General features: G+C 68.7%; 20 protein-coding genes. 10 read left to right on the forward strand and 10 right to left on the reverse strand.

What is annotated here, in order from left to right; translation table 11 throughout:
* The first annotated feature begins 2 nt into the window (after nucleotides 1-2).
* From ACOQPP_RS15050 to ACOQPP_RS15075, 6 genes are all read left to right on the forward strand, one after another.
* On the forward strand, nucleotides 3-296 hold the full coding sequence (locus ACOQPP_RS15050; RefSeq protein WP_419167860.1) for a NifU N-terminal domain-containing protein: 294 nt from the start codon (nucleotides 3-5) through the stop codon (nucleotides 294-296).
* Between the two features lie 79 nt (nucleotides 297-375).
* On the forward strand, nucleotides 376-3390 hold the full coding sequence (locus ACOQPP_RS15055; RefSeq protein WP_419167859.1) for a BTAD domain-containing putative transcriptional regulator: 3015 nt from the start codon (nucleotides 376-378) through the stop codon (nucleotides 3388-3390).
* Between the two features lie 95 nt (nucleotides 3391-3485).
* Complete coding sequence (locus tag ACOQPP_RS15060) at nucleotides 3486-3896, forward strand: BlaI/MecI/CopY family transcriptional regulator (protein WP_420636819.1); 411 nt, start codon at nucleotides 3486-3488, stop codon at nucleotides 3894-3896.
* 4 nt (nucleotides 3897-3900) lie between these two features.
* Nucleotides 3901-5904, forward strand: a complete 2004-nt coding sequence (locus ACOQPP_RS15065; protein WP_420636820.1) for a TonB family protein — start codon at nucleotides 3901-3903, stop codon at nucleotides 5902-5904.
* A gap of 279 nt (nucleotides 5905-6183) precedes the next feature.
* Nucleotides 6184-7392, forward strand: coding sequence for a 6-bladed beta-propeller (locus ACOQPP_RS15070; RefSeq protein WP_420636821.1), 1209 nt, complete (start codon nucleotides 6184-6186; stop codon nucleotides 7390-7392).
* 209 nt (nucleotides 7393-7601) lie between these two features.
* On the forward strand, nucleotides 7602-8966 hold the full coding sequence (locus ACOQPP_RS15075; protein WP_420636822.1) for a carboxypeptidase regulatory-like domain-containing protein: 1365 nt from the start codon (nucleotides 7602-7604) through the stop codon (nucleotides 8964-8966).
* A 1-nt stretch (nucleotide 8967) separates the two neighbouring features.
* On the opposite strand, the gene ACOQPP_RS15080 is transcribed toward ACOQPP_RS15075, so the two are convergent.
* Genes ACOQPP_RS15080 through ACOQPP_RS15090 form a run of 3 tightly spaced genes read right to left on the reverse strand, consistent with a single transcriptional unit; the run spans nucleotide 8968 to nucleotide 12625 of the window.
* Nucleotides 8968-10356, reverse strand: coding sequence for an MATE family efflux transporter (locus ACOQPP_RS15080; protein ID WP_419167852.1), 1389 nt, complete (start codon nucleotides 10354-10356; stop codon nucleotides 8968-8970).
* Between the two features lie 30 nt (nucleotides 10357-10386).
* On the reverse strand, nucleotides 10387-11436 hold the full coding sequence (locus ACOQPP_RS15085; RefSeq protein ID WP_419167851.1) for a carboxypeptidase regulatory-like domain-containing protein: 1050 nt from the start codon (nucleotides 11434-11436) through the stop codon (nucleotides 10387-10389).
* A gap of 7 nt (nucleotides 11437-11443) precedes the next feature.
* Complete coding sequence (locus ACOQPP_RS15090; protein ID WP_420636823.1) at nucleotides 11444-12625, reverse strand: serine hydrolase domain-containing protein; 1182 nt, start codon at nucleotides 12623-12625, stop codon at nucleotides 11444-11446.
* Nucleotides 12626-12793: 168 nt separating this feature from the next.
* Here ACOQPP_RS15090 and ACOQPP_RS15095 point away from each other — a divergent pair, with 168 nt between their 5' ends.
* Together ACOQPP_RS15095 and ACOQPP_RS15100 are read left to right on the forward strand one after the other, a co-directional pair.
* A complete protein-coding gene (locus ACOQPP_RS15095; protein WP_420636824.1) occupies nucleotides 12794-13084 on the forward strand; it encodes a hypothetical protein in 291 nt (96 codons plus the stop codon).
* On the forward strand, nucleotides 13081-13350 hold the full coding sequence (locus ACOQPP_RS15100) for a hypothetical protein (protein WP_419167848.1): 270 nt from the start codon (nucleotides 13081-13083) through the stop codon (nucleotides 13348-13350). The genes ACOQPP_RS15095 and ACOQPP_RS15100 overlap by 4 nt, the downstream gene beginning before the upstream one ends.
* Before the next feature lie 25 nt (nucleotides 13351-13375).
* Here ACOQPP_RS15100 and ACOQPP_RS15105 read toward each other — a convergent pair whose 3' ends face one another.
* A complete protein-coding gene (locus tag ACOQPP_RS15105; protein WP_420636825.1) occupies nucleotides 13376-13843 on the reverse strand; it encodes a hypothetical protein in 468 nt (155 codons plus the stop codon).
* Between the two features lie 238 nt (nucleotides 13844-14081).
* Between ACOQPP_RS15105 and ACOQPP_RS15110 the strand changes: the two genes are divergently transcribed.
* Complete coding sequence (locus ACOQPP_RS15110) at nucleotides 14082-15236, forward strand: carboxypeptidase regulatory-like domain-containing protein (RefSeq protein ID WP_420636826.1); 1155 nt, start codon at nucleotides 14082-14084, stop codon at nucleotides 15234-15236.
* On the opposite strand, the gene ACOQPP_RS15115 is transcribed toward ACOQPP_RS15110, so the two are convergent.
* From ACOQPP_RS15115 to ACOQPP_RS15135, 5 genes are read right to left on the reverse strand one after another with little or no spacing between them, the layout of a single operon-like run.
* Nucleotides 15233-16375, reverse strand: coding sequence for an ABC transporter ATP-binding protein (locus tag ACOQPP_RS15115; RefSeq protein WP_419167845.1), 1143 nt, complete (start codon nucleotides 16373-16375; stop codon nucleotides 15233-15235). The genes ACOQPP_RS15110 and ACOQPP_RS15115 overlap by 4 nt on opposite strands.
* Nucleotides 16372-17070, reverse strand: a complete 699-nt coding sequence (locus ACOQPP_RS15120) for an ABC transporter permease (protein WP_419167844.1) — start codon at nucleotides 17068-17070, stop codon at nucleotides 16372-16374. The genes ACOQPP_RS15115 and ACOQPP_RS15120 overlap by 4 nt, the downstream gene beginning before the upstream one ends.
* Entirely contained in the window at nucleotides 17027-17941 is a 915-nt protein-coding gene (locus tag ACOQPP_RS15125) for a substrate-binding domain-containing protein (RefSeq protein ID WP_420636827.1), read from the reverse strand. The genes ACOQPP_RS15120 and ACOQPP_RS15125 overlap by 44 nt, the downstream gene beginning before the upstream one ends.
* Complete coding sequence (locus tag ACOQPP_RS15130; protein WP_420636828.1) at nucleotides 17923-19254, reverse strand: ABC transporter permease; 1332 nt, start codon at nucleotides 19252-19254, stop codon at nucleotides 17923-17925. Before ACOQPP_RS15130 ends, ACOQPP_RS15125 begins: the two co-directional genes overlap by 19 nt.
* Nucleotides 19251-20213 carry an ABC transporter ATP-binding protein gene (locus tag ACOQPP_RS15135; RefSeq protein ID WP_419167841.1) on the reverse strand — a complete coding sequence of 321 codons (963 nt, stop codon included), beginning with the start codon at nucleotides 20211-20213 and terminating at the stop codon, nucleotides 19251-19253. Before ACOQPP_RS15135 ends, ACOQPP_RS15130 begins: the two co-directional genes overlap by 4 nt.
* 152 nt (nucleotides 20214-20365) lie before the next feature.
* Here ACOQPP_RS15135 and ACOQPP_RS15140 point away from each other — a divergent pair, with 152 nt between their 5' ends.
* Entirely contained in the window at nucleotides 20366-20563 is a 198-nt protein-coding gene (locus ACOQPP_RS15140; RefSeq protein ID WP_419167840.1) for an AbrB/MazE/SpoVT family DNA-binding domain-containing protein, read from the forward strand.
* A gap of 3 nt (nucleotides 20564-20566) precedes the next feature.
* Here the strand turns inward: ACOQPP_RS15140 and ACOQPP_RS15145 are convergent, their stop codons facing one another.
* On the reverse strand, nucleotides 20567-21307 hold the full coding sequence (locus ACOQPP_RS15145; protein WP_419167839.1) for a ubiquinone/menaquinone biosynthesis methyltransferase: 741 nt from the start codon (nucleotides 21305-21307) through the stop codon (nucleotides 20567-20569).
* Between the last annotated feature and the right edge of the window lie 17 nt (nucleotides 21308-21324).

Here is a 21324-nt window from a genome sequence, read left to right on the forward strand (position 1 = left end):
CGATGACAGAATCCGACATCCAGATAACGGTCGAGGGAACGCCGAATCCTAACGCGGCGAAGTTCGTGCTCGATCGCGATGTCCCCGGGGAGGGGAGCCGCAGTTATTTCGATCCCGGCGCGGCCGCGGGCGACCCGCTCGCGGCGCGGCTGTTCGAGATCGATGGGGTCCGGGCCCTCCTCCTCGTAGAGAACTTCATCACGGTGACCAAGACGGGTGATCTCGAATGGCCGGACCTGCTCGACGAGATCGAGGCGGCGATCCTGGACGCCCTCGACGCCCCGGACGAACTCTAGCGCCCCCCGGGCCGAATCCCGTTGCAGACCTCGCGGAAGTCGAACCCCTCCGGCTCCGTATCTTGTTGCCGGGGAAGACATGCTAACGCTCCGGTGCTTTGGGGAAGTCACGGTTCAGGACGCCCGTGGACTCAGGGTTTCGCTGCGGTCGCGCAAGCACACCGGCCTCCTCCTCTATCTCGCGGCTCACCCCCGCACGGTTCATGTGCGGGATGAACTCGCCTACCTCCTCTGGGACGGCCACGACCGCAAGGCCCGCCATTCGCTGAGCCAGGCGCTCTACGACATCCGATCGAACGTGGGCCCGCTGCTCTCCGTGGATACCCACTCGGTCCGGCTCATGCCGAACCGGATCGTGTACGAACTCGACCGGTTCGAGAAGGCGTTCCAGGCCAGGGATCACGAGACGGTGATCGACCTGTACCGCGGTGACTTCGCTCCCGCACTGGCCAATCTCGGGGCCGATGGATTCGAGCGGTGGCTCGACGGAGAGCGCGAGAGATGTCGGGTTCTGGTCACGCTCGCCCTCAGGAATGCGCAGCGCACGGCGGAAGCGAGCGGCGACTGGGACCAGACGTGTCTCGCTGCCCTGCGGATGGTCAGACAGAACGAATTCGACGAGGAGGCGCACTGCGCCCTCATGCGCGGGCTGTGTATGAAGGGCGATCCCGCATCCGCGCTCGCCCACTACAAGGCTCTCCGGGACGCCGGTTGGGTGGGTGCGGCGCTGAAGCTGACGGAATTGGCCGAATGGGCCGGGGGCGAGAGCGGATCGAGGTTCCTCGCCGTTCACGAGCCGGGCGAAGCTCGCCTCCGGGGTCGGGATGACGAGTTTCGCCGTTTGACTGAAGCGCTTCGGAGTGCCGGCCCGGTACCGGTGCGCATCGCACTCGTCGGCGAACGGGGCATGGGCAGGAACCTCGTCATGCGCGAGTTCGCCCGGGTCGTGCAGAGCGCGGGCGGCGTCGTGCAGTGGCTGGCCGGGGACCGCGGGGAAGCGGAGGTGGATCTGGCGGAGGCATTGGGGCGGCACGCCGGCAAGCTCCGGCTCGTCGTCATTGACGCGGATGCCCGGGACTGGCTGAACGTGGACGCCGCGCTTCGGACCGGGGACCTGTCTCGCACGTTGATCGTCGGTCTGTCGGGGTCGGCGCCGGCTCGACAGGCCGAGGCCGCGCGACTGCTGGATCTTGTGCTCACGTTCGATCCGCTGGACGCGGATGTCTGCGCGGCGCTGGTCCACCAGGGCGACCGCCTGTGCAGCCTTCCACGGGCGGCTGCGAGTGCGAAGCTCTCCGGAGGAAACCCGGGGCTGGCGCGCGCGATCGCCCGGGCGTGGATCAGCCACGAGCACGAGTCCGACGGAATCGACGGCGACATGGAGGGCGGTCGATTCGCGTACGAGCGATCCGCGGAGGTTCGTTCCCTGGTCGGACATCAACTGGAGCCGCTCTCCCCGGGCGAGCGAGAACTCGCCGCGGTCCTGACCGTGCTCACGCCCACCTCCCGCGCGCACACCGAGTCGGTCGTGGCCGAGCGGTCAGCGTGGGACGATCTCGATCGGCTGAAGGAGAGAGGCTGGATCCACTCGAGCGACGGAGTCATCCGCTTGAACCGCCTCCTCGCCGGGTACGTCCTCGCCTGGAGGCTCGTCGAGCCCGAACGCGCGAGGATCCACCTCGAGGCGGCCCGAACTCTGGAGGAAGGGAGTCTGAGTGCGCGCTCGGCCGCTGCGGGCGAGCGCGCGGCCGCCGGACAGCACTCGCGGGCGTTCGACCGAGGATGCGAGGTGGCCCTGGAGGCCCTGCGGGCGGGTCGTTCGCCGGTCGCCGGCCAGGCCGGGCAGGTCGCGTTTGAATGCGCTGCCTCCGGTCGGGATCGGCTGCGCGCCGGCCTTCTCCTCGCCGAGGCGGAGCTTCAGCGCGGGCGATTCCGGCGGGCCACCTCGGTACTACACCAGATCGCGGCTACCGCCGACCGCGGCAACGACCTCAGCCGGGTCCACCTGACGTTGGCGCGGGCCGCGACGGCGTCCGGGGATCCCTTCGCGCGGGATCTCCAGCGCCGCCGTCTCTCCGAGGCACGCGAACACGCGACGGACGGAGCGCTCGACCGTGCGATGGCCGTGCAACTCCGCGTTCTCGAGGCGATGGAAGCCGGCTCGCAACAGGATCGGGCTTCGGCATTCGAGGCCATCCGCCGCACGCTCCTTTCGATCGCGGCGGGAGATGCCCGCTACGCGGGCATCTGGTGTGACGCGTTCCGACTCCTCTTCAACGAGGTCGCGCGTCAGCAAACGCGTAGCGAGGCACGCCTGCTGCTCGAGAGATCCCGCTACAGGCTCGGGCACCTCGGCTACGAGGCCGGCAGGACCATCGCGGCCGCGGAGTTCTGGGTCGCGATGCGGGGGGCGCATCTTCGCGATGCGTTGGAACTGTTGCGCACGCTACCGGGGCCTCCGGACGAAAACCGCTACGGATGCATGAAGCTCAACAACCTGGGCGCAGTGCTCCTGGAACTCGGAGACTTCGATGCGGCCCTGGAGCGTCTGAGCAGTTGTCAGGCAATGGATGAGGAACTCGAGAGCCCCAGGGCGGATCGGGCCTACGCCCTCTTGAACCTGGCGCAATGCGCGTTCTTCAAGGGCGACTTCGACGGTTGCCGAAGGTACACGGGGCAGATGCTTTCGCGGCCCGATCAGGCCGACCGAAACCCCTTTGGTCCGCAGGCCTGGGCCCTGAATGGACTGCTGGCCCTGTTCGATCAGAATCATGCAGAGATCCGGGCTTCGCTGGAGCGCCTGGAAGACGGGCCCGATGGCGCGGGGGAGAACGACGCATACCTCGTCACGTGGTTCCTGAGCGCCGCCATGGAATCGGAGCGGCGACGACACGCGGTCCGACGCCTCATGGATGCTGCGGACCGGACGGCCCCGATCGACCGGCTGAGCGCAGAGAAGCTGAGGGTGATCGCCGGCACGTTCTCGCCACGCAGCGTAATGGCAAATCAGCGTGAGGCCCGCGGCTTGCTGCGGTCGGCCGGCGCCTCCTGGTTCGTGCGCTTCGCGACGAACTGGTCCCGGAACCAGGTGTAGCATCCGCGATCCGTCCCACCCGACCGGCTTGGGACGTTCTACTACGGTTCTAGTTGACAACATCTCGCACCCCGGCTTAGGCTGAGCGGAGACGATTGACGCCGGAACGTTCGGACACGGAAAGGACCAGCCACGTGGAGATCAAGTTCACCAGCCGCGAGATCGACCTCATGGCGGTGCTGTGGGAGATGGGGGCCGCCACGGTGGCCGAGGTGCAGGAACGCCTGGGCGACGACCTGGCCTACACCACTGTGCTCACGATCCTCCGCACGCTGGAGGAGAAGGGGTACGCCGGCCACACCCAGGAAGGGAAGGCCTACCGCTACCACCCGCTCGTGGGGCGCGAGTGCGCCGGCGCGAGCGCCGTGCGCCGCCTGGTGCAGAAGATGTTCCAGGGCTCGCCCGAGCTACTGCTCACGCACCTCGTCTCGGATCGCGGTCTCTCGAAGGAGGAACTCGAGAGCCTGCGCAGCCTCGTGGACGAGCGCCTCGGCTCGAAGGAGTAGGAAGATGGTCATCACCTGGATCGGATACTGCCTCCTGGTCTCGGCCCTGCTGGGGCTGGCCGCCTACGCCTCGGAGCGGGCGCTGGGCCACTACCGGAAGCCGGTGCGCTGGGGCTGGTTCGCGGCCATCGCGGGCTCGGTGATCGCGCCGATCGTCGCCTTCGTCGCCCCGGGGCTGTTCCCGAGCGCCGCGCCGTCGCCCATGGCGCCGCTCGCAGGCCTTGGCGAGGCGGTCGTGGCCCCCTCGGTACCCGCCGTGCCGGATCCGATGACCGGCACGCAGGCCGCCGCCGGGCTGGACGTCGAGGCCGTGAGCGCGCTCCTGGGCTGGGCCTGGGCGCTGCTGGTGCTCGCCATGGGCTTCTACCTCGTGCGGGCCTACGGGCGCCTGCGTTCGGAGATGCGGACGTGGACGCCCGCCGAAGTCCAGGGGTCGCCGGTCCTGCTCTCCGCGGACCGGGGTCCGGCCGTGGTGGGCGTCGGGTGCTCCGTCGTCGTGATGCCGAGGTGGATCGCGGAACTCGAGGACCGGCTGCTGCGTCTCGTCTCCCTCCACGAGCGCGAGCACCAGCGCGCGGGCGACCACCGCCTGTTCGCGGCGGGGATCGCCGCGCTCGTGCTGATGCCGTGGAACCTCTTCCTGTGGTGGCAGGTGTCCCGGCTTCGGCTGGCGATCGAGTTCGACTGCGACCGCCGAGTACTAGCCCGGGGCGAGTCTCCGCGGGACTATGCGGACGCCCTGCTCGCCGTGGGAGCCCGCGTCTCCGCGCCGCTCCTCGCCGCCGCGGCCTTCGCCGAGCGCAAGCCGGCCGTGGAGCGGCGGCTTCGCCGCATGACGGAGCCCCTCGCGCGCCTCCGCGTCACCCGCACCCTTGGCGCTTCGGGCCTGGCCGCGCTCGCCATCATCCTCGTGCTGGGCGCCCCCCGGCCCGAGACGGCGATGGACGCCCCGGAGGCGTCCGCCTCGGCGCCTACCCCGCCTTTCGAAGCTATTGAATGGCTGCCAGCGCCCACGCCCAGCGCCGAGGCGGTCGCCGAGGCGGACCGGCCCGTGTTCATCCCGTTCGACACGAACCCCGTACTCATGAACGGACCCGAGGTCCAATTGATGCTTCAGGCGGTGTACGACGGCCTGAAGACTGGGGGAATCGGCGACAGGATCGAACTCTGGGTGTACATCGACGAGACCGGCATCGTCCGGAACAAGCTTGTCGAGACATCCAGCGGCCACGACGCCCTTGACGCCGGCACCCTGCTAGTCGCCGGCGCGATGCGTTTTCAGCCCGCCATGAACCGAGACCAGCCGACCGCCGTCTGGGTCTCCCAGTGGCTCACGTTCGAACCCACGCCATCCGCACCGAGCACCTCCAGGTCGGACCGGCCGACGTTCGTCCCGTTCGACACGAATCCGGTGCTGCAGAACGCCGGCGAGGTTCAGCGGGCGCTGCGGGAGGCCTATCCGCGAGACCTCAGAGACCGGGGCGTGGGCGGCCGCATCGAAATCTGGCTGTACATCGACGAGTCGGGCCTCGTCGCGAACCAGGAGATGAAGACCTCGAGCGGCGCCGACGCGCTGGACGGGGCCGCGATGGAGGTCGTCGAGGTGATGCGGTTCGAGCCCGCGAAGAACCAAGACCAGCCGACCGCCGTCTGGATCTCGCAGTGGCTCACCTTCGAGGTCGTGGGGTCCACGGCCCGCGAGCAGGACGACGCCTCCTCTCCCGCCGACCGGCCTCTCAAGATCACTGACTTCGTGGTCACGGGGGTAGTCGGCGACGTCGACCAGGATGGCGAGGCGGATGTGATTCTCAGGCCGGGCACTCGCGGAACGATGGATCCCCTGATCGTGATCGATGGGGTGATCCAGGCCGACGATGTGGCGTTCTCGGACCTGGGGGCCCTCGACATCGAGCACGTCGAGGTCATCAAGGGATCACTGGCCATCGAGAGCTACGGCGAGGCGGGCAAGAACGGCGTAGTCCACATCACCACGAAGAAAAAGGAGTAGACGCAGGCGGGCGCGGAGGCCTCTCATGCGTTCGGCGTACTCCGGCCCTGCAACCCTCCGCGGTCCGGACACGTCCCAGTGTCGTGTCCCGGAAAGGTTGGCACTTCCCAGGGGAGGTCATTCGTGATGCACTTCAGCCCGCGTTCCCGGCGTTCCGGACCGACCGCCCGAACTTCGCGTCGATTCGGACTTCCCGGCTTCTTTGCCGTCGCCCTGGGCCCGCTGGCCGCCTGCGGCGGCGACGGCGGTGCCGGGCCACCGGCGGGCGGATCGGCGGGCATGGACAGCCCCGACTTCACGGTCGCCCCCGAATGGGAGTCCCTCTGGACCGTCGGCGCCCTGGATGGAGAAGATTGGGAGGTCTTCGGCGACGTGGCCGACCTGGTCTTCAACGAGGCGGGCGATCTCTTCGTTCTGGACGAGCAGGCGGGCCATGTCGTCGTGCTCGACCGCGCCGGCGCGCACATGCGGACCATCTCCCGGCAGGGGGAGGGACCGGGGGAGTTGACGGAGCCACGATCGATAGCCCTCCTCGCCGACGGCCGGCTCGCCGTCTTCGACCGCTCGCGCCGAGGCATCCAGTTCTTCACCCAGGAGGGCGAGTACCTGGAGTCGGTGCCCTTCGACCCCCAGCGAGGGATGCCCAGCTTCGTACGTGGCTGGCTCCCCGACGGGAGCATCCTGACCGACAGCGAGACGCGGATCACCAGTACCGCGGACGGGGGGATGTCCTTTAGCACGAACTCCGGTGCCGCGGAGGCGGAGCGTCCGATCATCAGATACGGGCCGGACGGAGGCCGTGACGTGTGGTACACCGCGTGGGACCCGCCACCGCCGACCGGAGAGGGCGTCAGCACCGAGGGCGCCATTCGGCTCACGATGAGACCCGTTCGGGCTTTCGATCCCTCGCTTTCCTTCGTCCCGCTGCCGGACGGACGGCTGGCCGTCGTCGACTCGGTCGACTACCGGATCAAGCTGGTCGATGAAGCCGGCACCGTGGCGGACGTATTGGAGCGTCCGGTCCGCCCGATCCCGGTCACCGACGCGATCCGCGATGCGGAAAGGGAGTGGCGGCTGGACCAGCTGGACGGACCGGGGGTACGCGTGAGTTCTCCATTGGGCGGAAGCCTTCCCCTCCCCAGCGGCTTCCAGGAGCAGATGACCGCGGCCCGGCGGACCACGATCGAGCAGATGCAATTCGCCGAAGCGATTCCCGCCATCGACGATCTCGCGTTGGACTTCGAGGGCCGCCTCTGGGTCGAGCGGAGGGGGCTTCCGGGGGAGGAGGGGTCCATCGACATCGTGACCCCGGACGCCCGCTATCTCGGCACGATCCAGTCGGGCGGCCTGCGGATCCCGGACGCGTTCGGCCCCGATGGGCTCATGGCCTATGGCGAAACCCACGATCTTGGCTTCCCGATCGTCCGGGTCGTGAGGCTGACCCCTGCCGTCCCGCTGGAGGCCGGAAGCTCGACCGGAAACCCCTGAGCGATCCGGCCCCCGGATCCGCTATGTGACCCTGTTTGAGTGCGCGGCGTCTACGTTGCGGGTCGGTGGGCGCTCTCAACCTCCGCCGGCAGTGCGACGATCAAACAACCCCGGGGAACTTGCAGAAGGTGCAAACGGCTCACAAACGCTGTCCAGCGTGCTCTCCCCGCCCGGCGGTACGGCTGCCGCTGCTGACCCTTGCGATCACGATGGCCGCGAACGGAGCCCTCGGCCCGGTGGGGGTAGCGGCTCAGGAAACGCTGCGAGTCGCGGGCGTCGTCACGGATGACGAGACCGGAGCGCCGGTCGAGGGCGCAACGATTCGGCTCGCGGATCCCTCGGGGTCGGTCCGAGAGACGGTGACCGGCCCGCAGGGCGCGTTCGCCTTCGAGGCGGTTCCTCTTGGCGCGTACGTTCTGGGAGTGAGGCGTATCGGCTACGAGGTCCTCAGCACGGCGCTGGAGGTGGGACTGGACGGGCGATCCCTGGACGTCCGCCTGAGGCCACAGGCGATCCCGCTGGATCCCTTGAACGTGGATGTGGAGGGACGTCCGCCCCGGCTGGTGGAAACGGGCTTCTACGACCGCAAGGAGGAGGGCTGGGGAACGTACATCGAGCCCGAATGGATCGAGGCGAACAAGGCTGGCTACGTTCGCCTGAGCGACTTCATGTCGACGCTCCAGGGCCGCGGACCCATGCCCCGCTGTCCCGACGTACCGGTATACCTCGACCGCAAGCCGATCGGGACAACCTCCGGGTGGGGGACGAGCAGAGCGCGCTCGATCAACCCGGCGGGCACGTACCGGTCCGCCGCCGGCCCTCCTCCGACGTTGCTGGAAGAACTATCCACGTTCGAAGTTGGAGCGGCCGAGCTGTACTCGGCAGGCACGAAGATCCCGTGGTTCGCCTGGAACGGTAAGAGCATGGAGTGCGGCGCGATCATCCTGTGGTCGAACTGGACCGCCGCCATGGCGGAAGTTCCGAAGATCGACGTAGCGCTGTGCGAGCCCACCGGTCGTCCCGGTGAAGTGGCGCTGGAGGGGTTCGTGGAGGACGAGGTCACCGCGGTGAGGTTGCCGGCGGCGCATGTGATCTCGTCGTACCCGACTTCCGAGGGGCTCGAACGGGTGGAGACGGTCGTCCGGACGGACTCGCTGGGGCGGTACCGGTTGTGCGATCTTCCCGCCGGAGCGGAGGTCGACCTGGCGGCCGCTTACGGTCCTCACGCGGGTGATCGCCTGGCGGTCCCCGCCGCCGCCGGGGCGGACGTGAGGCTCAGCGTGCCCGTGACCCCTCCCGGATCGGTCACGGGCCTTGCCATCAACGAGGTCACCAGCCAGCCCCTTGAGGCGGTGCGCATTACCGTTGACGACACTGACTTCCGCGCGGTGACGAACCGAACAGGGGCATTCTCGCTGGAGGGTCTGCCCCCCGGCTCGTACCGGATCCGGGCCCTGTGCGGAGGCTTCTACAGTTCCGCTCAGACCGTGGAAGTCGCCGAGGGCGCACAGCTTCGCGTCGTGCTCGCCCTTCGTTCGAAGGGGTCTGCAAGGCGGAGCCGGTGTTCCGCGTAGCCTACACGACCTTCTTCTTCCACCGCCCGCGGCGGAAGAGCGTCAGGCCGACTACGGCCGACAGCGAATAGGCGATCGCGAACGACCAGAAGACGCCGTTCTCCGCCCGCCCCAGCGGGAAGGCGAGGGTCGCCGCGAGCGGGAGCTGGAAGAACCAGAAGACCCCGACGTTGATCCAGGTCGGCGTCGCCGTGTCGCCCGCCCCGTTGAACGCCTGCATCGTCACCATGCCCCAGGCGTAGAAGATGTAGCCGTAGCTGATGATGCGGAGGGCGCGGACCGCCACCGCGTTCGTCTCCGGGTCCATCGCGAACGGCGCCAGAATGAGGTCCGGGAGCCAGACGAAGATCACCGTGATGACGGCCATGAACAGCATGTTCCACGATCCGGTGAGGTAGACGGCCCGCTCCGCGCGCTCCGGTTTCCCCGCCCCGAGGTTCTGGCCCACGAGCGTGGCCGCCGCGTTCGCGAGGCCCCACGCGGGGAGGATGATGAAGATGACGACGCGGATCGCGAGCAAATACCCGGCCAGCGCGACGGTTCCGAACTCGGACAGGATGCGGATCGACGCGATGTAGCTGACCTGCGTGACGAGCATCTGGCCGATGCCGCCGAGTGACACGCGAGCGAGCCGCCGGATCACGGTGAGGTCGAGCCGCACATCCTCGCGCCGCACGCGGATGCGGTCTCCGCGCGACATGTGCCACAGCTGGTAGATGGCCCCGATCCCGCGCCCCGTGGTCGTGGCCACGGCGGCGCCCGTCAGTCCGAGTTCGGGGAAGATCCAGAGTCCCAGGATGAGGCAGGGGTCGAGCACGCAGTTGATCCCGTTGGCGAGCCACACCGATCGCATCGCCATCGTCGCGTCGCCCGCCCCGCGGTAGATCGCGTTGCTCACGAAGAGGAGGATGATCACGACCATCCCCCCCATCTGGATGCGGGCGAAGTTCGTCCCGACCCGCACGACCTCGGGCTCGCCGCCCATGACGCGGAGCAGCCAGGGGGCGAGGAGGGCGCCGGTCAGCCCGAGCACCGCGGCGATGCCGACCGCGAGCAGAATCGCCTGTACACCGGCCCGCGCCGCCCCGCGTTCGTCCTTCTCTCCGGTGCGCCGGGCGACCATCGCCGTGGTGGACATCGCGAGCCCCACCGCGATCGAGTAGATGACCGCGAGCATCGACTCCGTGAGCGCGAGCGCGGCCAGGGCGCTCGGCCCGAGGCGGCTGACGAAGTACGCGTCGACGACCACGAACAGCGACTCGCCCAGCATCTCGAGCACCATCGGGATGGCGAGCAGCAGGACGCCCCGGTTCAGGCTGCCGGTGGTGAAGTCCTGCTCGGTGCCCCCAATCGCCTCGCGCACGGAGCGCCAGAGGTTGCTCGCCGTCAAGGAATGGTCAGGTCGGCGGGGACCGCGACGTCAGCGCGTCCAGATCGCGATCACGTTGCAGTCGCGCATCTTCATTCCGATTGGTACTCGGTTCAACATTCCGGGCGGCGCGTCGACGCACCTATAGGCCTCGATTCCTCGGACTCTGCTGAACTCGATCTCGCCCAGGTTACCCGCGTTGAAGCCGACCTGGTTCGCCAGTCTGCCGTTCAGGAAGATGAGCTGCCGGCGTCTGTACCGGATGGAGAGTTCACGCTTGAACTGGAAGACCTGCCCCAGATGGATGTAGTTGTCGATCTCGGGGAAGGTGGCGAAGTAGCCATCTTCCATGTCGCCGCGGCGATCGTAGAAGCCCGAGGTGAGGAGGTAGGGATCGCGGCCGGTGACCCTGACTTCGATCGGCGCCAGCGCGATCGCCCGCGTGTTCAACTCGACCCGGAGCTCGGCGGTCTGATCGGTAAGGACGTTGATTTCCGTGTCGACCGGCGTAAACGCGAGGTGCTCGACGTGGAGGCCGTAGGTGCCCGGCGGCACCCTGCGGAACCCGACCCGGCCGAGCGAGTCCGTGACGCCCGAAATCGGGAGAGGCGAAAAGTCGATCTCCGCGCCCGCCACGGGCTGCAGGTTCTCCGCCGCGACGACGGAGAAGACGAGGAAGGCCGCGTCCCCCAGATCGACCTCGAGTTCGACGCGCCGGGGCCGGTCCAGGTCGACCTTGCGCTCCTTGCCGCGCTGGCTCCGGTAGCGGGCCCGGACCCGCACCTCGCGGAAGGCGACGAGGCCGCACACCTGGTATCGGCCGTTCTCGTCCGCTTCGACCGTCACGTCCTCCGGAGTCGCCATCTCCCGTTCGGCCTCGTACCGGATGAGGACGGTGGCCCCCGGGAGCGGGATCCGGCTCTCCTCATCGCGGACGATCCCGTCGATCCCCACCTCGAGGTCGGCGTTGCCGAGTTGCTCGCACGCCCGAATCGTCCGGTCTTCCTCCTCCTCCTGGCCGAAGACGGGGGCCACGGTCAGGAGGAGCGCCGGAAGGGCGAGAAGCGCCGCCCCCCCGCTCAGGCCGCGACAGGTCGCCATGCGCGTGTCATCCCGCGGCCTCGAGCAGCGCGCGCAGCAGCCCGTTTCCGGCCTCGCCCAGGTTCGTCGTGCCGCCGGTGTAGTTGCGCCCGAGCGCCACTCCGTAGCCGCTCTCGGGCTCGAACACGAGGTACATGTTGTACCCGGCGACGGACCCCCCGTGGCCGACGAAACGGACCGTCCGTCCGCCCTCGAGCATCACCGTACGAACCGAGAAGCCGACGCCGTACCCGTTCTCCGGGTCTTCCGGCGTCTGGACGGTCATCAACTCGCGGCGGGTGGCGGGCTCCAGGAGTCCGTATTCGGTCATCCCCATCACCGCGGCTCCGAAGGTGGCCAGATCACCCACCGTCGAGTAAACGCCGCCGTTCGGTACCTTGTATCCCCGTCCTTCGTGCTCGAGTGCGGGCATGTCCGCGTCCACGGCGCCCTCGGGGTCGATGGCGAAGCCCACCGAGACCCGGCGCCAGAGGTCGGGGCCGACGATGAAGGTGGACGAACGCATGCCCAGCGGTTCGAAGATCCGGTCCTCGACGAGGTCCATGAAGGAGGTTCCAGCCGCCCGCTGGAGGGCGTAGCCGAGCATCCCGTATCCGATGTTCGAGTACTGGTAGCGGGCCCCGGGCATCGTGTCGTAGCGCGTATGAGGGATCGACGCGAGGATCTTGTGCCCCCAGTCCTCGATCGGTCCGGCCGCCGCACCCTCGAGTTCGGGCTCGCGGATGAGGCCCGCGGTGTGGCTCGCCATCTGCCGGAACGTGATGGGGGCCATCCCGGCGCGTGGATCCCCGAGGCCCCTGGCCTCCGGAAGATGGTCCACGAGGGCGTCATCGAACCCCACGATGCCGTCCTCCATCAGGTCCGCCATCAGGACCGCCGTGATGGACTTCGAGATCGACCCCGTGCGATAGATCGTCCGCACGCCCGCGGGGACCCGCTTCACGGGGTCCGCCCAGCCGAAGCCCTGTGCCCACAGCACCTGATCTCCCTTGAACACGGCGGCGGAGATGCCCCCCACGCCGTCCCCCTCCACTTCGCCGGCGATCTGCCGGGAGAAGGCGTCGATGACGCTCGCGTCCTGCCCCGAGGCGACGCCCGGAAGGAGGATCGCGACGAGCAGCAGCGCCACCGCGGCGGGGCGCAGCCGGCGTGCGGCGAGGATATGTAACCAGCGGGGGGAGACAGGCATGACTTACTCCTTTGATCCCTCGAAACACCGCGAGGTCAGGGTCCCACCCAAGATCGCAGCTTCAGCGCGGCATCGGTAGGGCGGGAGGCTGGCGAGCCGCCGCCGACGGGCCTACTGTCTCCGCGCCGAGTTCGCCGTTTCACGTACACGAACGATCCCCACACGCATATGTCGCTGCTGAAGAAGCTCATCTTCCGGCTGGACGGCGCCGCCGACAGCGCCCGCACCCGGTTCACGAGCGAATCGGGCGCCACCTGGGAGGCGGAGTTCTCGATCTTCTCCGGTACGATGCAGCAGTCGCCCCGCTTGCTGGTGATGTTGCGAAACCAGGACGACGTCTCCGTGCCCCAGCGCTACAACCAGGCGCCGCCCGGCCTGTCGAAGGTGCCGAAGGAGGCGGTGGCCCGGATCGGCGACGGCGGGCTGCGCGAACTGCTCGCCCGCTCGGTGAAGGTGTGAGCGGCATGGCGGTCGACCCGAAGCGCGCCCTCTCCCGCAGGTTCCTCGACGGAGGGATGATCCAGTGGGAGGCCTATGTGTCGGGGGGACAGCCGAACACGCCCCGGGCGTCGCGGATCTACTTCGTCTGTCTGGAGGATCCGTTCGAGCGCCCGCGGTGGGTGGCGCACGAGAGCCGCAGCGTGGCCGAAGCGACGCGGGCGCTGGGCGGCATGTCCGACGACGATCTGATCGAACTGCACACCCGCTCCACACCGCTCGACTGACCGCCCGCGGGGGCAGGTCGCGGGCTCACCTCACGTCGACCACGTCGTCGAGGCGTTCCCCGGCCACACCGTCCACGCCCTCGTAGCGATGTTCCACGACGATCCCCGTCGGACCGGGATCGAGGTGGAAGATGTTCGCCAGGTAGGAGATGGTCGTCGGCGTGAGGCTGTTGCAGCCCTGTCGGCCCGAGATGATCGTGAGGGTGAGCTTCAGACCGTCGCCCCTCACGTCGAGTTCGCTGTCGATGTAGTCGCACCGCAGCCGACCCACGATCTGGCCGCTGACGCGCATCGTTCCAGGCCCTCCGATGGCGCGCGCGAACTCCGGGAGCGCTTCCCCTTCGCTGACCACGGATTGGAGCAGGCCTCCGACGGCCGGCGACAACCCCAGGCCCAGGTCGAGGCAGCCGTTCGTGCCCACGAGCAGGGACAGGGCGAAGGCCGCAAGGAGGACCCTTCCGCGGTGGAAGCTGTAACGCAGGATGTGCTGCACGACGCATGACTCCGCGAAAGATGACAGCGGGGCGGCGGCTCCCCCGAAACTTACGACGTACCCCGCCTTCGGGGCGACTCCCCCCGCCCGACGGACCGGAGCGACGCGGACCATGTGCCGGAACCGTACGCTCGTTAGATTCGAGCACGGGGCGGCCACCGGCCCCCGCACCGAGCCGACGTGAAGAGCGGAACGCCGCGACATGCCAGTACGTACCGACAGCCATGGAGCCGGGCGGATGCGGATCCGGCTAGTGGGGTGCATCATTGCCCTCGGCGCCATGTTGGCTCCGCCCGCCGCCATCCGGCTGGCAGCCCAGGACCTCGTGACCTGCCCCGACGACATGGACCCGGCCATCACCGGTCTGGCCGGCGTCGTCCAGGACACGATCCAGGCGGTCATCATGTCGGGAGCAACGGTCTCCGCGACATGGGCTGACGCGCAGGGGCAGCGCCGGCGGGTCTCCGTGCAGACGGACCGCCGCGGCGCCTACGTGCTCTGCGGCCTCCCGTCCGGGACGAGCCTCACCGTTCAGGCCCGGGTCGCGCTCTCCCTCACGCAACCGGTCGTCGTCAACATCGCGCCGGGGCCGCCGGCCGGATGGGACATCGGCATGGGTGTGGAGATGCGGACTGCGGAGAGTCTTTTCCGCGTCCCCGGCCGCATCGTGGGCCGCGTCGTCGATCGACGCTCGGGACGGCCGGTGCAAGCGGTGACCGTTACCCTCGTGGACGAAGACCAGCAGCGCGCGACCGATGGCAACGGCCGCTACACCTTCGACGAAATCGATCCCGGCGTCTATCAGGTGGCCGTCGAACACCTGGCCTACGAGAACGTCGATCAGGTGGTCGAGCTTCCGAGCGACCGGACCCTTCAGGTGAACTTCGAACTCAGCGTGGATCCGATCGAACTCCCGCCACTCGTCGTCACGGCGGTCCGCGAAAAGCGGCTGGAGCTACAGGGCTTCTACGATCGGCGGGAGTTCGCGGAACTGAGCGGCGCCGGCGTTTTCCTTACGCGCGACGACATTCAGGACACGGGCGCGATCCGGGTCACCCACTACCTCGGGCGCATCCCGGGGTTGCGCACCGAGTGCACGGGGAGCGGCAACAACAACTGCGTCGTCCGCATGACGCGCGGCGCTCCCAGCCTGAGCAGCCGCGCGGAATGGGGGTGCATGAACGCGAACGTCTATGTGGATGGCGTGCGGGTGATCCGCGACAACGCTCAGTTCACGGATTCGATCGACAACTTCGTGTCCCCCTCGGAGATTGCCGGCATCGAGGTCTACCGCGGACCGAGCGAACTGCCGGCGGAGTTCGGCGGTTCGGTGGGGCGCTGCGGCGCGATCGTCATCTGGACGGGCCCCGCGGGTTCGAGGCGATCGAACTAACCGGACTCCGGACGGGCCCGAGGTGACCCGGTGGGGGTCTTCATGCGGCCGGCGGGGAAGGCGTGGAGCGCGGTCGCCTTCACGCGGACGGCGACGCGGACCCCGGCGTCCACTCCCAGTTCGTCCGCCGCGTCGAGCGTGACGAGGGCGACGAGTTCCACCGGGCCGCGCATGCGCAACCTCACCAGCCCGCCCATGTCCCGACGCTCGCTCACGGTGGCGTGGAGGAGATTCCGCGTACTCAGATCGGTCGACGGGAGACCGGGGGGGGAGATCACGAGATCTTGCGGACGATAGGCGATCTTCACGGGCTCGCCCGGAGCCGCGTCGCCCAGAGCCAGGACCGACGCCCCGCCGATATCGACCGTGACCATCCGTTCCTCCGCCGTCAGCACGGTGCCCGGGATCGTCAGCTCCGCGCCGGTGAGGCGCGCGGTGTAGGCGTCCGCGGGGTTCTCGTAGATTTCCTTCGGCGTGCCGGTCTGGATCAGGCGGCCGTCGCGGATCACGGCCACGCGATCGGCGAGGTGGAAGGCCTCGTTGCGATCGTGCGTGATGAGAAACACGCTGGTCGCCCGTTCGCGCGCGACCCGTTCGAGATCGTCACGGAGGTCCAGCCGCGCGTCGGTGTCGAGGTTCGCCGTCGGCTCGTCCAGGAAGAGGATCTCCGGATCGAGTACCAGCGCCCGGGCGAGCGCCACGCGCTGTGCCTCGCCTCCGGAAAGTTCCGAGACGTGGGCGGGGAGGAGGTGCGATATCCCGAGCTGCTCGCACACGTCCCGCGAGCGCTCGCGGGCCTCGGAGCGGGAGATGCCGCGCAGCGCGAGGCCCAGCCCCACGTTGTATTCCACCGAGTCACGCCAGAAATGGGCGCGCTGGAAGACGACGGCCGATGCGGCGCGGAGGGCGCGCTCGGCGGCCCGGCCGGAGACGCCGCGGAACGCCACCCGGCCGGCATCGGGCTTCTCCAGCATCGAGAGCAGGCGGAGCAGGGTCGACTTGCCGGCGCCGTTCGGGCCGAACACGGCGAGCAGTTCTCCCTCCGCGAGTTCGATGTGGCCGACCTCTACGGCGGTCTTCCCGCCGTAGCTCCGCCGGAGCCCGGTCCCGCTCAGCAGCGGTGGGGACGCGGCGTTCACGCGACCGACGCGCGGCGGAGCGATCGCCGGCCGAGCAGCAGGAGCAGTGAGTTCACGCAGAGGGCGATGAGCATGAGCACGATCCCCATCGCGATCGCGACCTCGAAGTTGCCGCGTCGCGTCTCCAGCACGATCGCCGTCGTCATCACCCGGGTCTCGCCCAGAATGTTGCCCCCCACCATCATCACGGCCCCCACCTCGCTGATGATGGCCCCGAACCCGGCGGCGACCGCGGCGATGAGCGAGGTGCGCACCTCCCTCAACTGGAGCAGGATGGCCTGCCAGCGGCTTGCTCCGAGCGCGCGGGCCTGGAGCGCGATGTCCCCCGGGATGCCCTCGACCGCGGCCAAACTGACGGCGGCGATGTAGGGACCCGCGATGATCGCCTGGGCGCCGATCATCGCGGCGGGCGTGTACAGCAGCTGGAGATCGCCGAGCGGGCCCGCGCGGGACAGAAGCAGGAAGACGGCCAGGCCCACGACGACGGGCGGGAACGCGAGTCCGGCGTTGATCACCGCCACCACGGGCAGCCGCAGCCGGAACCGCGTCAGGCCGACGGCGATGCCGATCGGCAGTCCGATGACCATCGCCATGAGGAGCGCCGATCCGCTGATCTGCAGCGAGCGGACGATGACGTTCCAGACGTACAGGTCACCCGACGTGATGAGCCGGAGAGCCTCGAGCAGCGGATCCACGGACGGAATCTGCGGCGGCCGGCAGTCCTCCTTCAACCTCTCCGGCGATCCGCGGCATGAAGACGGGCCCGTCCTCCCCCGGGACCCGGAACTCCGCGATCGCTCGGCGCCCCTCGTCCGACAGGAGCCAGGCTGCGAAGATGGACGCCTGAACGGGCCGAAGCGCAGCCCGAGGTTCGAGCAGGGAATAGACGTTCCGCAGCGACGGGTGGTCGACCACGAGCGCTTCGAGATCGAGGACCCGCGCGAGGACGGTGAACGTGGCCCCATCGGTGAGCACGTAGGCTCCGCGTTCGCTCGCCACGTGCAGCGTCGTCGCCTGCCCCTGTCCCGATTCGATGTACCAGGGGCCGGCCGCGGTCAGGCCCGCCTCGCGCCACAGACGCAACTCCCGGTAGTGCGTGCCGGAACTGTCCCCGCGCGAGACGAAGCCGTGCCCACCGCCCGCGATCCTCGCGAAGGCCTCCGCGGGAGATCCCGCGCCCCCGACCCGCGCGGGATCGCCGGGTGGGCCGGCGATCACGAAACCGTTGTACATCACGGACCGCCGGCGCGGCGCGTATCCCTCCGCGATGAAGCGCGCCTCGGCTTCCGGCGCGTGCACGAGCAGGAGGTCGACGTCCCCGCTGCGCCCGAGTCGGAGCGCCTCGCCGCTCCCCTGGATGACCGTCCGCACCCTCACCTCGGGGTGGTCGTCGTTGAAGCGTGAGATCAGATGTTCGAGCAGGCCCGAGTCGTAGGTGGATGTCGTGGCCCCGAGCACGATCGAGTCCGGGTCACCTCGACAGGCCGCGGCGCCAAGGCCGAGGGCGAGCGCGAGGAGTCGGCCGGCGGAGCGTGTGCCCGAGAGCCTCAGCCGTGCCGTATCCATCGCACCACCTGCGGCAGGTTGGCGCGCTGACCCTTCATCAGAATCCCGACGCGATAGATCCGGCCCGCGACCCAGGCCGCCGCGAGCACGCAGAGTCCGAGCAGCACCAGCGACAGGAGCCACTGCCACACGGGCACGGAGGCGACGAACAGCCGGGCCGGCATCACCAGCGGGCTGAAGAACGGCACGAGAGAGAGGATCACGGCCCACCCGGCGTTCGGGCTCTGGATCACGCCCTGGACCGCGATGAACGGAAGGATGATCAGCATCGTGATCGGCATGATCGCCTGCTGGGCGTCGTGCTCGTTGCTGATCGTCGCGCCGGCCCCGGCGAACATGCCCGCGTAGAGCAGATAGCCGAGGACCAGGAAGAAGAGCACCAGAACGATGGCGCCCCACGGGATCGGGAGGCTCGCGAGATCGATCCCCGCCTCGGCCAGCGCGGACGCCCCGCCCGTGAGGCCATAGATCGCCGCCAGCGCGAAGACGAAGCCCCACACCGCCATCTGCGCGATGCCGACCGCGCCGACGCCCACGATCTTGCCCAGCATCAACTCCCACGGCCGGAGCGACGAGATCATGACCTCCACGATGTCGGACTGCTTCTCCTCGAGGATCGCCCGCACGATCATCTGCCCGTAGATGAGAAGGACGAAATAGAACATGAACGCGATGCCGAAGCCGAGTGCCCGGTAGAGATCCTGGGAACGGGCCTCGCCGGACTCGGTGACGTTCACGACCTCGAACGACGTCCGCGAGAGGAGGGCGCCCGGGTCGACGCTCTGCACGCCCACCGAACGAAGCCGCGCCCGCACCGATGCCCTCTGCAGCGCCGCCCGGACGGAGCCCTCGAGGACGGCCGGGACGTTGTCCAGCGCGAGGAGCGTCGTCTCGTCGTCTCCGGCGTTCCTCCCCGCGGACTCACCGGCCTGTCCCGGCATCTCCGCCGCCCGCCGGCCCGCGGTGCGCGGGATCATCAGCAGCAGGTCGTACGAGGAGGAGGAGAGCCGACTCCGCGCCTCGTCGATCGAGAACTCCTCCATGTCGGCGGCCCGCACGGCGTCGATCGAATCGGTGACGAACTCCTCGATGAGCAGGTCGCCGATGAGTCCGGCGGGGTCGGCGACGGCGATGACCCTTCGGGTCTCGCCCACATCCGTCGCCGCTCTGACGGCGATGAACGCGGCCAGGGCGCCGAGCCCGACAATGAGCAGCGGAAGCCCCAGCGTGGAGAGGAGGAACCACTTCGATTTCACGCGCAGCACGAACTCGCGGCGAACCACGGCGGCGACCTTGGGCGTGAACGGGTTCATGCCGCCGCCTCGTCGTCTTCGCTCACGTCCTCGTGCGACAGCCCGGCCTCCGTGGCCTTCTCGATGAAGATCTCGCGCAGGGAGGGTTCGATGAGCTCGAAGCGGGAGATCCGGGCTCCGCTATCAACAGCGCGGCGCAGGAGCGCCTGAGGATCCGCGCCCTCGAGCATGCGGACCTCCACATAGCGGCCATGTGCCGCCACGCGCTCGATGAGGTCCGGGGCGTCCAGAAACTCCGGGTTGCCCTCGAACGAGATCGCGACATCGCGCCGCCCCGCCGCCGCCCTGATGTCGCGCAGCCGGCCGTCCAGAACCTTGGTCGCGCCCGCGATCATGCAGACGCGCTCGCAGAGCCGTTCCGCGTCCTCTATGAGGTGCGTGGACAGGAGGATGGTGGCCCCCGCGCGCTGGCGCTCGAGCATCATCTCCTTGAACAGGTCGACGTTGAGCGGATCGAGCCCGCTGAACGGCTCGTCGAGCACGAGCAGCTCCGGCTCGTGCAGGATGACACCGAGAAACTGCGTCTTCTGGGCCATCCCCTTGGACAGCGTCTCCACCTTGTCGTCCGCCCGGTCACCGAGCCCTACCGCTTCCAGCCCGGCCCGTGCAAGCGTCAGCGCTTCCTTCCGCCGGATTCCCTTGAGCTGGCCGAAGAAGGCGAGGTGGTCGACGGCGGTCATCTTCTGGTAGAGACCGCGTTCCTCGGGTAGGTATCCGACGCGGGCCCGCGCCGCCTCGATGTCGCTGGAACCGAACATCTCGACCGAACCTGTATCGGCCCCGATGATGTCGAGGATCATGCGGAGCGTGGTGGTCTTCCCGGCACCGTTGGGCCCGATGAGCCCGCAGATCGATCCCCGCGGGACCTCGAGATCGAGATTCCGGACCGCGGTCTTCTTGCCGAAGCGCTTCGTGACGCCCTGCAGGCGGATGGCGGGTGTGTCCACGTTCCCGATCATATCGGCCGCTCTCTCCCGTGGCTACGAGGCGAGACCTTCGTCACGAGGTTCTGGTGGAGATTCCCAATCTGAACGCGGCCTACCGCAAATTGGTTTCGGTCGCCATCATAAATGGTTCTCTTGCTTGCCGGTTCCAGTACTCTGGAGGTTAGATGGCGATCTTCCGCGTCATGTACTACCGAAACATCAACGTAGGAAGTGGCGGACGTATCACCATTCCCCAGGAGATGAGAGACCATTTGCGCATCAGCGACGGAGATGCGCTGACGGTCCGGCTCGAGGAGAGCGAGGGCGGCCAGCGCCAGTTCACCGTCTGGAGGGCGGAGACCAACCCCAACCTCCAGGGTTAGCACCTAGCAGCAGTCTCCGTAGTTGATGGCCATCATACCCAGCATCAGTTCCTCGTAGCGGCACCTCTCGAACCCGGCGGCCTCCATCCTCCGGACCATGGCGCGCTGATCCGGGAACCTCCGCAGAGACTCGGGGATGTAGACGTACGACTCCGGGTCGCGGTGGAGCGCCCACCCGACGACGCGCGTCGAAACGTTCAGATGAGCGCTGTAGGCGCGGCGCAGCGCGGTCGAGCGCGGGTGTCCGAAGTCCAGCGAGATCAGTCGGCCGCCCGGACGGAGGCATCGGAAACTCTCAGCCAGACCGGCGTCGAGATCGGCGAAGTTCCTCAGCCCGTAGCCGACGAGTACGCGGTCGAACACGCCGTCCGGGAACGGCAGCCGCAGCGCGTCGGCGCCGATCCAGCCCTGGAGCGCCCCACTCCCGCGCGTGCTGCCCGTCCGCATCATCTCCGGGGTGAGGTCCGCCGCGACCACCCGGATCTCGAACCCCTTCCGCGCGGCGAGGTCGAGCGCCCCGCGAGCGAGGTCGCCGGTGCCCGCGGCGAGGTCCAGGACGCGATGCCCCGGCCGCAGGTCGGCCAGTTCGAGCAGCCGGCGCTTCCAGCGGCGGTGCAGGCCGAGCGACATGACGTCGTTGGTCAGGTCGTAGCGCTCGGCCACGCCCGCGAACAGCCGGCGGACGTACCGTCGCTTGTCCGCCGGCCGTTCGATCCGGCCGGAGATCCGTCGGTTCAGCTTCAAGTCGGGCGGCCCCCTCC

Origin of the sequence: Candidatus Palauibacter sp., assembly GCF_965222475.1 — a bacterium.
Classification (GTDB): domain Bacteria; phylum Gemmatimonadota; class Gemmatimonadetes; order Palauibacterales; family Palauibacteraceae; genus Palauibacter.